This window comes from Streptococcus infantis, from assembly GCF_001579645.1.
GTDB lineage: Bacteria > Bacillota > Bacilli > Lactobacillales > Streptococcaceae > Streptococcus > Streptococcus infantis_E.
Genome location: NZ_KQ970818.1, coordinates 75,007 through 90,079 on the forward strand (window position 1 = coordinate 75,007; position 15,073 = coordinate 90,079).

Here is a 15,073-nt window from a genome sequence, read left to right on the forward strand (position 1 = left end):
GCTGCTGTTAAGAAGTTAGTCTGGGAGAGCGAATTTAAGCAGTGGCACGAGTACGCACAGCTAGAACTGGAATTGCAAAAATCTCTATCTTATACGGAAGATTTTAAAGAAGGTGTTCGTGCACATTCTGAAAGACGACGTCCAAAATTTATCGGAAAATAAAAAAATACTTGCACAATTCTTTGAAGTTTGATATACTTTTTTTGTCAAATGTTTTGATAGTTAAACTTTTTTGATAAGGGAGGGAAGAGAATTGGACTACCAACGGATCAATGACTATTTAACATCTATTTTTAATAACGTCCTGGTGATTGAGGAAGTAAGTTTGCGAGGTAGTCGTTTCAAGGACATCTCTATCAAGGAAATGCACACGATTGATGTGATTGGTAAGTTTCCAGATGTGACACCAAGTCAAGTGTCCAAAGAGTTGATGGTAACTCTAGGAACAGTGACAACTAGCTTGAACAACTTGGAACGAAAAGGTTACATCGAACGCTTACGTTCAGATCAGGATCGTCGTGTAGTACATCTGCATTTGACCAAGAAAGGTCGACTCGTACATCGTCTCCATAAACGTTTCCACAAGGCCATGGTCGAGAGAATTATCGAAGGCATGAGCCCAGAGGAAATGGATGTCATGAGTAAAGGTTTGACCAATCTTTATCAATTTTTGGAGGATTTGAAATAATGGCTTTTGCAAAAATAAGCCAGGTTGCTCATTATGTACCAGAGCAGATTATCACAAATGAGGATTTAGCTCAGGTTATGGATACGAGTGATGAATGGATTTCAAGTCGAACTGGGATTAAGGAACGTCGCATATCTAAGACAGAATCAACTGGAGATTTGGCAACGGCAGTTGCAAAACAACTCCTAGAGAAGTCAGGGATTTCTGCTGAAGAGTTGGATTTTATCATTCTAGCTACGATGACACCTGACTCGATGATGCCTTCAACAGCCGCTCGTGTTCAGGCTAAAATCGGCGCTCACAAGGCTTTTGCCTATGACTTAACGGCTGCCTGTAGTGGCTTTATCTTTGCCCTATCAACTGCAGAGAAGCTTATCTCTTCAGGAGTTTATCGTAAGGGTCTAGTTATCGGAAGTGAAACCATGTCAAAAGCTTTAGACTGGTCGGATCGCTCAACAGCTGTCCTATTTGGAGACGGTGCTGGGGGCATCTTGTTAGAAGCAAGCGAAGAGCCACATTTCCTAGCGGAGAGTCTCAATAGCGATGGTTCGCGTAGTGAGTGTTTGACCTTTGGACAGACTGGTTTAACTTCACCATTTTCAAATCAAGAAAAGCCCGATGCTTTCTTGAGAATGGATGGCCGAGCAGTTTTTGATTTTGCGATTCGAGATGTTGCTAAGTCTATAAAAACACCATAGAAGAGAGTCCTCTGTCGGCAGAAGAACTAGACTATCTCTTGCTTCATCAAGCTAATATCCGCATTCTAGATAAGATGGCTAGAAAGATCGGTGTAGATCGAGACAAGCTTCCTGCCAATATGACCAAGTATGGAAATACCAGTGCGGCAAGTATTCCGATCCTACTTTCAGAGTGTGTAGAGGAAGGGCTCATTCGTTTAGATGGTAGCCAAAATATTCTCTTGTCAGGCTTCGGTGGAGGTTTGACATGGGGCACGCTTATTGTTACAATTTAGGTAATCATGTGGTGAACACATTGTTATAAAAACTATTAATTTTAAAGGAGTCTATCATGGCAGTATTTGAAAAAGTACAAGAAATTATCGTTGAAGAACTTGGAAAAGATGCATCAGAAGTAACACTTGAATCTACTTTTGATGATTTGGATGCAGATTCATTGGACTTGTTCCAAGTGATCTCAGAAATTGAAGATGCTTTTGATATCCAAATCGAAGCTGAAGACAACTTGAAAACAGTTGGTGACTTGGTTGCTTACGTTGAAGAGCAAACAAAATAATTAAAATAAATGAAGAAGGAGTAGGGGGGACCCGCTCCCTCTTGTTTAGGTAATAGTTTGACTGTCAAATTATAATGTAGTCGAACTATTACGTAAGCAAGACATATGGAGGCACTATGAAAACACGTATTACAGAATTATTGAATATTAAATATCCTATCTTCCAAGGTGGAATGGCCTGGGTTGCAGATGGTGACCTTGCTGGAGCTGTTTCAAAAGCAGGTGGTCTAGGTATCATCGGTGGAGGAAATGCTCCTAAAGAAGTGGTTAAGGCCAATATCGATAAGATTAAATCTTTAACAGACAAGCCTTTTGGTGTCAACATTATGCTTCTGTCTCCATTTGTTGATGATATTGTTGACCTCGTCATTGAAGAAGGGGTTAAGGTAGTCACAACTGGCGCAGGAAACCCAAGTAAATACATGGAGCGATTCCATGAAGCGGGAATCACCGTTATTCCAGTAGTTCCTAGTGTTGCTTTGGCTAAACGCATGGAAAAAATCGGTGCAGACGCTGTTATTGCAGAAGGTATGGAAGCAGGTGGACACATTGGTAAATTAACAACTATGACCTTGGTGCGTCAAGTTGCAGCGGCAGTCTCAATTCCTGTAATTGCTGCTGGTGGTATTGCTGATGGTGAGGGAGCTGCAGCTGGATTTATGCTTGGTGCAGAAGCTGTTCAAGTAGGAACTCGTTTTGTAGTTGCTAAAGAATCAAATGCCCATCCAAACTATAAAGCTAAAATTTTAAAAGCTCGTGATATTGATACAACGATTTCGGCACAACATTTTGGACACGCAGTTCGTGCCATTAAAAACAAATTGACTCGTGATTTCGAGCAAGCTGAAAAAGATGCCTTTAAACAAGAAAATCCAGATTTAGAAATTTTTGAGCAGATGGGCGCAGGAGCCTTAGCTAAAGCAGTTGTCCATGGGGATGTGGATGGTGGTTCAGTGATGGCCGGCCAGATTGCAGGTTTGGTATCTAAAGAAGAAACTGTTGAAGAAATCTTAAAAGATATTTATTATGGTGCAGCTGAAAAGATTCAAGCAGAAGCTGCTCGTTGGGCAGGAGTTACAAGAAATGACTAAAACAGCCTTTCTATTTGCAGGTCAAGGAGCTCAATACCTAGGAATGGGTCGCGAGCTCTATGACCAATATGCTATCGTCAAGGAAACAATTGACCAAGCTAGCCAAGTATTAGGCTATGACCTCCGTGACTTGATTGATAATGATGGAACAAAGCTACATCAGACTCGTTACACGCAGCCAGCTATTTTAGCTACATCAGTTGCTATTTACAGACTATTAAAGGAGAAAGGTTACCAACCAGATATGGTGGCAGGTCTGTCTCTTGGTGAATATTCTGCCCTGGTAGCTAGTGGTGCCTTGGATTTTGAAGATGCAGTGGCTCTAGTTGCTAAACGTGGGTCTTATATGGAAGAAGCAGCACCAGCAGGATCAGGAAAAATGGTGGCTGTCCTCAATACACCGGTTGAAGTGATCGAAAAAGCTTGTCAAGAAGCTTCTCAACTTGGTGTTGTAACTCCAGCCAACTACAATACGCCGAGTCAAATTGTTATTGGTGGGGAGGTAGCTGCAGTAGATCGTGCAGTTGAACTTTTGCAAGAAGCGGGAGCAAAACGTTTGATTCCGCTCAATGTTTCTGGACCTTTCCATACAGCCTTATTGGAATCTGCAAGTCAAAAACTAGCTCAAGCCATAGAAGATGTTGAGTTTTCTGACTTTGCTTGTCCACTTGTTGGCAATACAGAAGCAAAGGTCATGGAAAAAGAACGTATAGCAGAACTCTTGACTCGTCAAGTTAAGGAACCTGTCCGTTTTTATGAAAGTATTGCAGTCATGCAAGAAGCGGGTGTCACTCGTTTTATCGAGATTGGACCTGGTAAAGTTTTGTCAGGATTTGTCAAAAAGATTGATAAAACAGCTCAACTTGCTAATGTGGAAGATCAAGCAAGTTTACTAGCACTCTTAGAAAATTAGACCAAAATGGTAGAAGTTCTGAAAGGAGAAAAATGAAACTAGAACAGAAAAATGTCTTTATTACAGGCTCAAGTCGAGGAATTGGTCTCGCCATTGCTCATAAATTTGCCAGCTTGGGAGCCAACGTTGTCTTGAATAGTCGTGGTGAAATCTCCGAGGAGCTTCTAGCCGAATTTAAACCATACGGGGTGAAGGTTCTTGCTATTTCTGGTGACGTTTCTGATTTTGCGGACGCAAAACGTATGATAGACCAAGCCATTGAAGAGCTGGGTTCAGTTGATGTCCTCGTTAATAATGCTGGGATTACTCAAGATACTCTCATGCTCAAGATGACAGAAGAAGATTTTGAGAAGGTCTTGAAAGTCAATTTGACAGGGGCTTTCAATATGACACAAACAGTCTTAAAACCGATGATAAAAGCACGCGAAGGTGCTATTATCAACATGTCGAGTGTCGTTGGTCTGATGGGAAACATCGGTCAAGCAAACTACGCTGCATCTAAGGCTGGTTTGATTGGATTTACCAAATCGGTAGCACGTGAGGTTGCTAATCGTAATGTGCGTGTCAATGCCATTGCTCCAGGAATGATCGAATCAGACATGACTGCTGTTCTATCTGATAAGGTCAAAGATGCTATGTTAGCACAAATTCCGATGAAACAATTTGGCCAAGCTGAGCAAGTCGCAGAGGTCACAGCCTTTCTTGCAAGTCAAGATTATCTAACGGGACAGGTCATTGCAATTGATGGTGGACTAACCATGCAATAAGAGTTAAAATAGAGGTATGAAAATGAAACTAAATCGTGTAGTAGTAACAGGTTATGGATTGACATCTCCAATTGGGAACACACCAGAAGAATTTTGGAACAGTCTTAAAAATGGAAAGATTGGAATTGGTGAAATCACCAAATTTGATCACAGTGCTTTTGACGTTCATAATGCGGCAGAGATCCAGGATTTTCCGTTTGATAAATACTTTGTAAAAAAAGATACCAATCGTTTTGATGACTATTCTTTGTATGCCTTGTATGCAGCTCAAGAAGCAGTGAACAATGCTAATCTTGATGTAGAGACTCTTGATAGAGACCGCTTTGGTGTCATCGTTGCATCAGGTATCGGTGGGATTAAAGAAATCGAAGACCAAGTGCTTCGACTTCATGATAAGGGACCAAAACGTGTAAAACCATTGACACTTCCAAAAGCTTTGCCAAACATGGCTGCAGGAAATGTTGCTATGCGCTTTGGGGCAAATGGGATTTGTAAATCTATCAATACAGCTTGTGCCTCATCAAATGATGCTATCGGAGATGCCTTCCGTTCTATCAAGTTTGGTTTCCAAGATATCATGTTGGTTGGTGGTTCAGAATCATCTATTACTCCATTTGCGATTGCTGGTTTCCAAGCCTTAACAGCTCTTTCAACAACAGAGGACCCAACTCGTGCTTCTATTCCATTTGATAAGGATCGTAATGGATTTGTCATGGGTGAAGGATCAGGTATGTTGGTACTTGAAAGTTTAGAGCATGCTGAAAAACGTGGTGCAACTATCTTAGCTGAAGTTGTTGGTTACGGTAACACTTGTGATGCTTACCACATGACTTCACCACATCCAGAAGGTCAAGGGGCTATTAAAGCTATCAAACTTGCCTTGGACGAAGCTGAGATTACACCAGACCAAGTAGCCTATGTCAATGCTCATGGTACCTCAACTCCTGCTAATGAAAAGGGAGAAAGTGGAGCGATTGTAGCTGTTCTTGGTAAGGAAGTACCTGTATCTTCAACTAAGTCATTTACAGGACACTTGCTCGGTGCAGCTGGTGCAGTTGAAGCAATTGCAACAATTGAAGCCATCCGTAACAACTATGTTCCAATGACAGCTGGAACAACAGAATTATCAGACTACATTGAAGCAAATGTTATTTATGGACAAGGCTTGGAACGTGAAATTCCTTATGCTATCTCAAATACTTTTGGATTTGGTGGGCATAATGCAGTTCTTGCTTTCAAACGTTGGGAGAATAAGTAAAGATGAATTTAAATGAAATCAAAGACTTGATGGCACAATTTGACCAGTCAAGCTTGAGAGAATTTTCTTATAAAAATGGAACGGATGAGTTACTCTTCAGCAAGAATGAAGCAAAACTTGTTGCAGAAACAAGTCCAGCACCTCAACCAGTTGTTTCAGCACCTGCACCTACAGTAGCACCTCAAGCTCTAACTTCAACACCAGCTGTAGAAGTAGTTTCAGAAACAAGCGCTACTGAATCTGTAGCTGAAGGAGATCTAGTAGAGAGCCCACTTGTCGGAGTTGCTTACTTGGCTGCGGGACCAGACAAACCTAATTTTGTTTCAGTCGGTGATACTGTTAAAAAAGGCCAAACCTTGGTCATCATTGAAGCTATGAAGGTTATGAACGAAATTCCAGCACCTAAAGACGGTGTCGTAACAGAAATTCTTGTTGAAAATGAAGAAATGGTTGAGTTTGGGAAAGGCTTGGTACGTATCAAATGATTGATATTCAAGGAATTAAAGAAGCTTTGCCTCACCGCTATCCTATGATCTTAGTGGATCGTGTTTTGGAAGTCAGCGAAGATACAATCGTTGCTATTAAAAATGTAACGATTAACGAACCTTTCTTCAACGGTCATTTTCCTCAATACCCAGTTATGCCAGGAGTCCTCATTATGGAAGCTTTGGCACAAACAGCAGGTGTTTTGGAATTATCAAAACCTGAAAACAAAGGGAGGCTTGTCTTCTATGCTGGTATGGACAAAGTCAAATTTAAGAAGCAAGTTGTACCTGGTGATCAATTAGTCATGACCGCTACATTCGTCAAACGTCGTGGCACAATCGCCGTAGTAGAAGCGAAGGCAGAAGTAGATGGTAAGCTTGCAGCAAGCGGGACTCTGACCTTTGCTATTGGAAACTAGGGAGGTTTTCCATGTTTCGTAAGATTTTAATTGCCAATCGTGGTGAAATTGCTGTTCGTATTATTCGTGCGGCACGAGAATTAGGAATTGCCACAGTTGCTGTTTATTCAACTGCTGACAAGGAAGCTCTCCATACGCTTTTGGCTGATGAGGCTATCTGTATCGGCCCTGGAAAGGCTACAGAATCTTATCTGAACATCAATGCTATCCTTTCAGCTGCGGTCTTGACTGAAGCTGAAGCCATTCACCCTGGATTTGGTTTTTTAAGTGAAAATTCCAAATTTGCCACCATGTGTGAAGAAGTCGGTATCAAATTTATCGGGCCATCAGCTCGTGTCATGGATGTCATGGGAGATAAAATTAACGCCCGTGCTCAAATGATTAAGGCTAATGTGCCTGTCATTCCAGGATCAGATGGAGAAGTCCATACTGCAGAAGAGGCTCTGGCTATTGCCGAAAAAATTGGTTATCCAGTTATGCTGAAAGCTTCAGCTGGAGGTGGTGGTAAAGGAATTCGTAAGGTTGAAAAGGCAGAAGATCTTGTATCAGCCTTTGAAACAGCCTCTAGTGAAGCCAAAGCAAACTTTGGAAATGGGGCTATGTACCTCGAGCGTGTGATCTATCCTGCTCGCCATATTGAAGTACAGATTCTTGCCGACCAAATGGGACATGTTATTCACCTTGGTGAACGTGACTGTTCGCTGCAACGGAATAACCAAAAGGTTTTAGAAGAAAGTCCTTCGATTGCTATTGGAAAAACCCTTCGTAATGAAATTGGTGCAGCGGCAGTTCGTGCAGCGGAGTCTGTAGGCTACGAAAATGCTGGTACCATTGAATTCCTACTAGATGAAGCAAGTGGCAAATTCTACTTTATGGAAATGAATACGCGTGTCCAAGTGGAACATCCGGTAACCGAATTTGTTTCAGGTGTGGATATTGTCAAGGAACAAATCCGTATTGCGGCAGGTCAACCTTTGACTCTGAAACAAGAAGACATTGTTCTAAAAGGACATGCTATTGAGTGCCGTATCAACGCAGAAAACCCAGCCTTTAATTTTGCACCGAGCCCAGGTAAGATTACTAATCTTTATCTACCAAGCGGTGGTGTTGGCTTGCGTGTTGACTCTGCAGTTTATCCAGGCTATACCATTCCGCCATACTATGATAGTATGATTGCTAAAATTATTGTTCATGGCGAAAATCGTTTTGATGCTCTCATGAAAATGCAACGAGCTCTTTATGAACTCGAAATTGAAGGGGTTGTCACCAATGCTGATTTCCAACTCGATTTGATTTCAGATCGTCGCGTGATAGCAGGGGACTACGATACTTCCTTCTTGATGGAAACTTTCTTACCACACTATCAAGAAAAAGAATAATATAAAAAGAGTATGAGACTGAAAAGGGGGATGTATGGCTCTATTTAGTAAAAAAGATAAATATATACGAATTAATCCCAATCGTTCACTTAGAGAAAAGCCCCAAGCTAAACCGGAGGTTCCAGATGAACTCTTCTCAAAATGTCCGGGTTGTAAACACACTATTTACCAGAAAGATTTAGGGAGTGACCGTATTTGTCCTCACTGTGGCTATACCTTCCGTATTTCAGCTCAAGAGCGTCTAGCTTTAACCATCGATATGGGAAGCTTCTTAGAGATGTTTACTGGAATTGAAACGCAGGATCCGTTGAAATTTCCAGGTTATCAAAAGAAATTAGCCTCTATGCGTGAAAAAACTGGTCTTGATGAGGCTGTTGTCACAGGAACTGCTTTGATTAAGGGCGAAAAAGTTGCCCTTGGTATCATGGATTCTAACTTTATCATGGCATCGATGGGGACAGTTGTTGGTGAAAAAATCACAAGATTGTTTGAATACGCAACAGCTGAAAAATTACCAGTTGTATTGTTTACAGCATCTGGTGGAGCACGTATGCAAGAAGGAATCATGAGTTTGATGCAGATGGCTAAGATTTCTGCTGCAGTTAAACGTCATTCCAATGCAGGTCTCTTTTATCTGACTATCCTTACGGATCCAACAACTGGGGGTGTAACAGCTTCCTTTGCTATGGAAGGGGATATCATCTTGGCAGAGCCTCAAAGTTTAGTAGGATTTGCTGGACGTCGTGTTATTGAAAATACCGTAAGGGAAGATTTGCCAGAGGATTTCCAGAAGGCAGAGTTTTTGTTAGAACATGGATTTGTGGACGCGATTGTTAAACGAAGAGAATTGCCAGAAATGATTGCTCGATTAGTAAGGTTACATAAGGGGGATTGTTGATGAATATTGCAAAAATCGTCAGAGAAGCACGTGAACAAACCCGCTTAACTGCCTTGGACTTTGCAACAGGAATATTTGATGACTTTGTAGAACTACATGGTGATCGCTCTTTCAGAGATGATGGTGCTATTATTGGTGGTATCGGATGGTTGGGAGAACAAGCGGTAACTGTAGTTGGAATCCAAAAAGGTAAAAGCTTACAAGATAATTTGAACCGCAACTTTGGTCAACCTCATCCGGAAGGTTATCGAAAAGCTCTCCGTTTGATGAAACAAGCTGAAAAATTTGGTCGTCCAGTTGTAACCTTTATCAATACCGCTGGTGCCTATCCAGGTGTCGGAGCAGAAGAACGTGGTCAAGGAGAAGCCATTGCCCGTAATCTCATGGAGATGAGCGACCTTAAGGTGCCGATTATCGCTATTATTATTGGTGAAGGTGGTTCAGGAGGGGCTTTAGCTCTAGCGGTAGCAGATCATGTCTGGATGTTGGAAAATTCAATCTATGCAGTTCTCAGTCCAGAGGGCTTTGCATCTATCCTATGGAAAGATGGCAGTCGTGCTATGGAAGCAGCTGAGTTGATGAAAATCACTTCACATGAACTTTTGGAGATGGAAGTCGTAGATAAGGTTATTTCAGAGAGAGGGCTCTCTGCTAGAGAGTTGCTAGCTCGTGTGAAAAATGAACTTCAAACAGAAATTGAACAATTAAAACAATTACCATTGGAGAAACTTTTGGAAGAGCGTTATCAACGCTTTAGAAAATATTAAAAAGAAAGCTAGAACTAAGAAATGGTTCTAGCTTTTTGGATTCTATAAAAAAAGACATTTCAGGATTAAGTATTGACAGTTTAGGAAATACTTGCGAATATTGTCAAAAATCATGTATACTGTGTAAACCTAGGAAAATATATTTTAAGAAGCTACTTGACATGATAGGAACTGATTCGTTTATAGTTCTTTGGTCTGAAAACTTAGATCAGGTTTTAGGTAGTGGCATGATTTGGATGCTTGATGAAAGAAATTGGACTTGGTCTTTAGCGGATAGAGGAACAAAAGATTCGAAAAAGTTACTAAATCATGAGTTGTGGTGCTGGCTTTTGATACATTAAAGGAGTGAGTATGAAAAAACTAGGGCATTTGGGAGTCTTCATCTTACTGGTATTTTTATCGGTTTATCTACCAGAGTTAGGGATTATGCATCTAACTAAGTTTTTAGGATGGGGGATAGATGGCTATTCTATCTTTTCTACAGTTGAAGTAACAGCTCTTTTGCTATTATTTATCTACTGGCTCAAAAAGAAAGAGATGCTCTATATTTTTGAAAAAAAGGGTTCTAAGAAGTCAAGATTCTTTTACCTTGTAGTTGGTCTAGTGGCTACTTATTTTGATCGTCAATTGGTGGATGAATTTCAATTACAGTTTCATCACTTAATTGATAACAAGTATATCTTTCAAGACCTTCTTTCGATTTTATACTCCAATGGGCAACCAACTTTTCTATCAACTGTTCTCAGTTTTAGTTTAACAGTAGTCGTCGGACCTATATTGGAGGAACTGATTCATAGAGGGTACTTTATGAATACCTTTTTCCCCCAGTCCAAGTACTATCTGGATGTTATCCTATCTGCTCTTATCTTTGGACTTAGTCATTTGATCCTAACTCACCGAGATCCTATCAGTTTGATCATTTATAGTTTAGGCGGTCTCTTCTATGCCCTTGTCTACCGTTGGACAAAGAATCTAAAAATCACAATCCTGTGCCATAGTTTTTTCAACTTTCTCATTTATGCAAAACCTATCTGGATATTTGTTTATAATTATGTCTATTACCACTTTTTTAGATAGTGGAAGGCAAAGAAAAAAGTGTTTGATAACTGTCAAACACTTTTTCTATATTATTTAATCTTCTTCTGTCACAAATTGACTAAGGAGTCCATTGATGAAACGGGCTGACTTTTGATCTGAAAAGCTCTTAGCAAGTTCAATAGCTTCGTTAACAGCTACGAGTTGAGGAGTATCAAATGAAGTGATTTCAAAAACTCCTAGGCGTAGTAAATTCTTTTCTACCAAAGTCAGACGATCGATGGTCCAACCGGTTTTCAAATGTTGAGTAATTTGTTTGTCCAGATCATCCTTTTTAGCTTGGACACCAGAAACGAGCTCTACAAGGAAGTTAGGAAGTTGTACGTCTGTATCTTCGCGATCATGTGTGTAGGCGAAGCGACAAGCAGTTTCTAGATCTGAACCAAATTCAAGACTCATCAAGGCTTGGAAGGCACACTTACGTAGTTCACGTCTAGATTCTAATAATGGACTAGTCATTGAGGAAGTCCTCGTCGAATAAGTCTTTCAATTCTGGTTTTGGTGTTTTATCTGGAACGATACCTGCAACGTGAATGTTGACAGCAGAGATTTCAACATCAGCCATGTTACGGACAGCATCCTTAACAGCTTTCTGGATAGCCATAGCAACCTTAGGAACTTTGACACCGTACTCTAGGTAGAGGTAGATATCAGCTGTGAGCTCATCGTTTGCTTCTTTTAGATATACGCCACGACCAAGAGAAAGTTTTGAAAGGGTGTCAGATACTGATTTGTTTGAAAAAGAGTGTACTCCTTCAACTTTCGCAGTTGCAATAGCAATGATTTTTTCAAGTACACGTGGGGCGATGACGATTTCGCCAAGTTGTTCTTCAATTCCCATAGAATGACCTCTTTCTAGTTTCTAGAGATTAGGCGCGAGAAACGTAAGTTCCTTCTGCAGTGTTGATAATCAATTTTTGACCTGCTTCGATGAAGTCTGGAACGTTTACAACAAGACCAGTTTCCATTGTTGCTGGTTTACCAGAACCTGTAACAGTAGCACCTTTAATAGATGGTTGTGTTTCAGCAACTGTCAATTCAACAGTAGTTGGTACAGTCACACCGATTACTTCAGTTCCGTAGAATTGGATTTTTACATCTGAGTTTTCAAGGATGTAAAGCAATTCATTTTCAACATTCACAACAGGAATTTCGTATTGGTCGTAAGTTTCTGTGTTCATGAAGTAAGCTGTGTCGTCCATTTTGTACAAGTATTGAGCTGGAACTGTTTCGATGATCGCTTGCTCAAATTTTTCTTCTGGGCGGTAGCTTGTTTCAAAAGTTGAACCAGTGCGGACATCACGCAATTTCATACGCATGATAGTGTTTCCTTTACCTGGTTTGTGGTGGCTAGCTTCCAAAACACGGATCAATTTTCCTTCAGCTGTTTCAAAAGTCATACCAGCCTTTAGTTTACTTGCTTCAATCATGATTTTACCTCTTTAATAAATAGTTTACTCTTTATTGTACCATAAAATGCAATAATTCTCAAATATCAGATGAGCTTGAATTAGTTGACTGGTACGATATTTCCTTCTTCATCTTTGGTTACGAGAACATACTTACCGTCTACCTCGATGTAAAAGTTCTTGCTTGCAGTTTGCCCGTTATTTTGAACAGGGGCTTGAGTTTGGGCTTGTTGGTTGAGTTGACCACCAAGTGTTTGTCCTAGGTTCATTCCCATAATCATGTTCATACCATTGCCATTGCCTTCATTGTTAGCAGCAGCGATGAGAGCTTCATTACGAGCTCGACGTTCTTCAATCTCAATCGTATTGTACTTCATAGCGACAAGCTCGCTATCAAGCTTACGGACAATATCTAAGCTTTCCTGATCATAGCTCAAATCTTCAAGCAGGATGTTGGTTGTTTCAATCCCATAAAGTCCAGCCCATACCTTATTAACTTCTTGTTTAGCTAGCTCATTGAAAGTATCTTGATTGGCATTAAGGCTATAGATATCTACTTTGTTTTCATTGGTAAATTTAGCAATTGCAATGGCAATCTTTGGTGCGATATTTTGTCGGAGTGTTCCTTGAGCTACATTTTGTAATGTAAAGGCTTTATGGTCTTCAATTTGTTGACTGATGGAGCTAACATAGAATAGGACTGGATCAGCAACTTTGATATCAAACAAACCGTAGAAGCGGATGTTGAGCAGTTGTTGATAACGTTCACTGAAATATTCTACAGCATTCTGTGTACCGAATTTATTTCCGGCAACGGGTTGCATACGAATAAAGATGATTTCTTGTTGGGTAATGACTTGACCACCAAAAGAGAAGCGGTTTTTGAAGTTTTCCCAAGTACCCTTTATACCACCTTTTTCAAGGAGCCAGGCATTATCTCCTGAACGCCATTCGTGGCTACCAGCTTCTAAGACATCTCCAAGGAAGGTACCGTTGTTCACTAGAATAGCGACATAGCCTTGAGGCACAATGACAATGCTACCATCTGTTAGTAGTCCAGTGTTTTGATTGCTTTGTCTAGATTTACCATCTGGATCTTTTGAAAGAAGTTGGCCTTTAATAGCCAAAGCATCGGCTGTTAGGTTGTTTGGAAGTACGATAGCTTCTTTAAATTTGCTATCGTTGAAACTATTAAGCCCTGAAGATAGAGCGGCACGAATAAATCCCATAATTTCCTCCTAATTATAAAGTTCGTCTTCATCCACAACATCGTAGGTATCAAGTACCCATTGATTTGGACTACGTGTGAGCTCAGCTCCGCAGTATTCACATTTACTGATAGCTGAGATTTTCAATGGTGCACCACAGTTTGGACAGTGGTCGCTAACAGCTTCATCTTGAACAGTGTTTTCGGTTTGGCTACCATGTTTGCGGATGAAGTTCATTTGATAGACTGTAAACAAGTCCTCTTGAGGATCACCTTCGATGACACGTTTACTTTGGTCTTCAATGACATAGTCTCTGAGTGTAGATGACAAGATAACAACAAGGGTATCGTTACCATCAGGATTTTCATAGAAATCTTTGATGCGGATATTTTCAACATAGACTTTTTCTAAAACATTGGTTGTTTTTGCCCGAATATGATCTTCGAGTTGAGTACTATGTTGGGAATAGAGACTAGTACTTTCGAGAGAACGAACCAAATTCCAATCCTTTTTAGTCCAGGCTGCCTGTAACTGAATATAGACTTCTTTAACCCATGAAGCGAAGGCATCAGCATCAAAGTTTGGATCACCATATTTGACACGACTAACAGCTAGTGTGTTGTGTTCAACTCGGCGATGGCTAGGTGGATTATATCCAGTTGAACTACCGTAAGACTTGCCAGAAGATGAATTCTGGTCGCTTAGATATTTGATGAACATGTAGAGTAAGAATCCTCCGACACCAAACATGATAAGCATGTTCATACCAGTACCTAAAGAGCCACCTGAACTAGAGGAGCTGCTTCCAGAGCGATTGCTACTTCTATAAGAAGAGCTACGACTTGAGCTACTGCGGCTGCTACTTCTTGAACTACTTCGGCTAGAGCTACCACTTCGCGAATGGCCAACGCCAGCATCAATTGAGTTAAATGGTGTGAAGAAGAACAACAATAAACAAGTGGCGAGAAGAGTATATAACTTTTTCATATGTCTCCTAACTATGTGAGTACAAAGTGCAAGGCATCAAGCAATGACTGATTTCATCAACTTGTGACAGTTATATTGAGATTGATTATTGATCGTTTTTCAACTTAGCCAATTCTTGGGCAAGTAGTTTAAGGGCTACTTGTGGGTTGGCTTGACCCTTGGTCGCTTTCATGAGGAATCCTGTGAAGGCCTTGTCAGCGTTACGTTTTCCTGACTTGAAGTCGGCAACAGCGGCTTCGTTATCGGCAAAGACTTGGTGGATGATTGGAATCAAGACATCGGGATCTGAGATTTGAACCATACCTGCTTTTTCCACGTATTCACGCGCTCCACCACCATTTTTAGCTAGGTGAACAAAGACTTTCTTGGCAATCTTAGATGAAATCGTACCATCTTCGATGATAGCAATCATTTCAACCAAGTTTTCAGGCGTCAATTCGATTTGTTCCAGTGTC

The 15,073-nt window shown here is 40.7% G+C and carries 17 protein-coding genes and 3 pseudogenes; 14 read left to right on the top strand and 6 right to left on the bottom strand.

Annotated elements, in window-relative coordinates; translation table 11 throughout:
• The 14 genes and pseudogenes from SINDD18_RS11135 to SINDD18_RS00535 form a co-directional block, all read left to right on the top strand.
• Positions 1-162: pseudogene (locus tag SINDD18_RS11135) on the top strand (enoyl-CoA hydratase); the annotation flags it as partial.
• A 91-nt stretch (positions 163-253) separates the two neighbouring features.
• Positions 254-688 (top strand): fatty acid biosynthesis transcriptional regulator FabT, encoded by a 435-nt coding sequence (gene fabT, locus SINDD18_RS00470; protein WP_000386343.1) that lies wholly within the window; start codon positions 254-256, stop codon positions 686-688.
• Positions 688-1,661: pseudogene (locus SINDD18_RS00475) on the top strand (beta-ketoacyl-ACP synthase III). The gene fabT and the pseudogene SINDD18_RS00475 overlap by 1 nt, the downstream one beginning before the upstream one ends.
• 56 nt (positions 1,662-1,717) lie before the next feature.
• Positions 1,718-1,942, top strand: a complete 225-nt coding sequence (locus SINDD18_RS00480; RefSeq protein ID WP_000257840.1) for an acyl carrier protein — start codon at positions 1,718-1,720, stop codon at positions 1,940-1,942.
• Positions 1,943-2,058: 116 nt separating this feature from the next.
• A complete protein-coding gene (gene fabK, locus SINDD18_RS00485; RefSeq protein WP_045763680.1) occupies positions 2,059-3,033 on the top strand; it encodes an enoyl-[acyl-carrier-protein] reductase FabK in 975 nt (324 codons plus the stop codon).
• Positions 3,026-3,946, top strand: a complete 921-nt coding sequence (gene fabD / locus SINDD18_RS00490; RefSeq protein WP_061862705.1) for an ACP S-malonyltransferase — start codon at positions 3,026-3,028, stop codon at positions 3,944-3,946. Before fabK ends, fabD begins: the two co-directional genes overlap by 8 nt.
• 32 nt (positions 3,947-3,978) lie before the next feature.
• Positions 3,979-4,713 carry a 3-oxoacyl-[acyl-carrier-protein] reductase gene (gene fabG, locus SINDD18_RS00495; RefSeq protein ID WP_061862706.1) on the top strand — a complete coding sequence of 245 codons (735 nt, stop codon included), beginning with the start codon at positions 3,979-3,981 and terminating at the stop codon, positions 4,711-4,713.
• 22 nt (positions 4,714-4,735) lie between these two features.
• Complete coding sequence (fabF, locus tag SINDD18_RS00500) at positions 4,736-5,971, top strand: beta-ketoacyl-ACP synthase II (RefSeq protein WP_061862707.1); 1,236 nt, start codon at positions 4,736-4,738, stop codon at positions 5,969-5,971.
• Positions 5,972-5,973: 2 nt separating this feature from the next.
• A complete protein-coding gene (gene accB / locus SINDD18_RS00505; protein ID WP_061862708.1) occupies positions 5,974-6,456 on the top strand; it encodes an acetyl-CoA carboxylase biotin carboxyl carrier protein in 483 nt (160 codons plus the stop codon).
• Entirely contained in the window at positions 6,453-6,875 is a 423-nt protein-coding gene (gene fabZ, locus SINDD18_RS00510; RefSeq protein WP_061862709.1) for a 3-hydroxyacyl-ACP dehydratase FabZ, read from the top strand. Before accB ends, fabZ begins: the two co-directional genes overlap by 4 nt.
• 11 nt (positions 6,876-6,886) lie before the next feature.
• Positions 6,887-8,254: an acetyl-CoA carboxylase biotin carboxylase subunit gene (gene accC / locus SINDD18_RS00515; protein WP_061862710.1), complete on the top strand. Its 1,368-nt coding sequence runs from the start codon at positions 6,887-6,889 to the stop codon at positions 8,252-8,254.
• A 34-nt stretch (positions 8,255-8,288) separates the two neighbouring features.
• Positions 8,289-9,152, top strand: a complete 864-nt coding sequence (gene accD / locus SINDD18_RS00520) for an acetyl-CoA carboxylase, carboxyltransferase subunit beta (protein ID WP_061862711.1) — start codon at positions 8,289-8,291, stop codon at positions 9,150-9,152.
• Complete coding sequence (locus tag SINDD18_RS00525; RefSeq protein WP_061862712.1) at positions 9,152-9,919, top strand: acetyl-CoA carboxylase carboxyl transferase subunit alpha; 768 nt, start codon at positions 9,152-9,154, stop codon at positions 9,917-9,919. Before accD ends, SINDD18_RS00525 begins: the two co-directional genes overlap by 1 nt.
• Positions 9,920-10,270: 351 nt before the next feature.
• Positions 10,271-10,996: a CPBP family intramembrane glutamic endopeptidase gene (locus SINDD18_RS00535; RefSeq protein ID WP_061862713.1), complete on the top strand. Its 726-nt coding sequence runs from the start codon at positions 10,271-10,273 to the stop codon at positions 10,994-10,996.
• A gap of 54 nt (positions 10,997-11,050) precedes the next feature.
• Here the strand turns inward: SINDD18_RS00535 and nusB are convergent, their stop codons facing one another.
• The 6 genes and pseudogenes from nusB to SINDD18_RS00565 form a co-directional block, all read right to left on the bottom strand.
• Positions 11,051-11,473, bottom strand: coding sequence for a transcription antitermination factor NusB (nusB, locus tag SINDD18_RS00540; protein ID WP_049503062.1), 423 nt, complete (start codon positions 11,471-11,473; stop codon positions 11,051-11,053).
• The gene (locus SINDD18_RS00545; RefSeq protein WP_049503061.1) at positions 11,466-11,855 is read right to left on the bottom strand and encodes an Asp23/Gls24 family envelope stress response protein; all 390 of its coding nucleotides are present in this window, start codon (positions 11,853-11,855) and stop codon (positions 11,466-11,468) included. The genes nusB and SINDD18_RS00545 overlap by 8 nt, the downstream gene beginning before the upstream one ends.
• Positions 11,856-11,883: 28 nt before the next feature.
• A complete protein-coding gene (gene efp / locus SINDD18_RS00550; protein WP_000568646.1) occupies positions 11,884-12,444 on the bottom strand; it encodes an elongation factor P in 561 nt (186 codons plus the stop codon).
• Between the two features lie 80 nt (positions 12,445-12,524).
• The gene (locus SINDD18_RS00555; RefSeq protein WP_061862714.1) at positions 12,525-13,652 is read right to left on the bottom strand and encodes an SPFH domain-containing protein; all 1,128 of its coding nucleotides are present in this window, start codon (positions 13,650-13,652) and stop codon (positions 12,525-12,527) included.
• A gap of 9 nt (positions 13,653-13,661) precedes the next feature.
• A complete protein-coding gene (locus SINDD18_RS00560) occupies positions 13,662-14,618 on the bottom strand; it encodes a zinc-ribbon domain-containing transport protein (RefSeq protein WP_061862715.1) in 957 nt (318 codons plus the stop codon).
• Between the two features lie 85 nt (positions 14,619-14,703).
• Positions 14,704-15,073: pseudogene (locus tag SINDD18_RS00565) on the bottom strand (Asp-tRNA(Asn)/Glu-tRNA(Gln) amidotransferase subunit GatB); the annotation flags it as partial.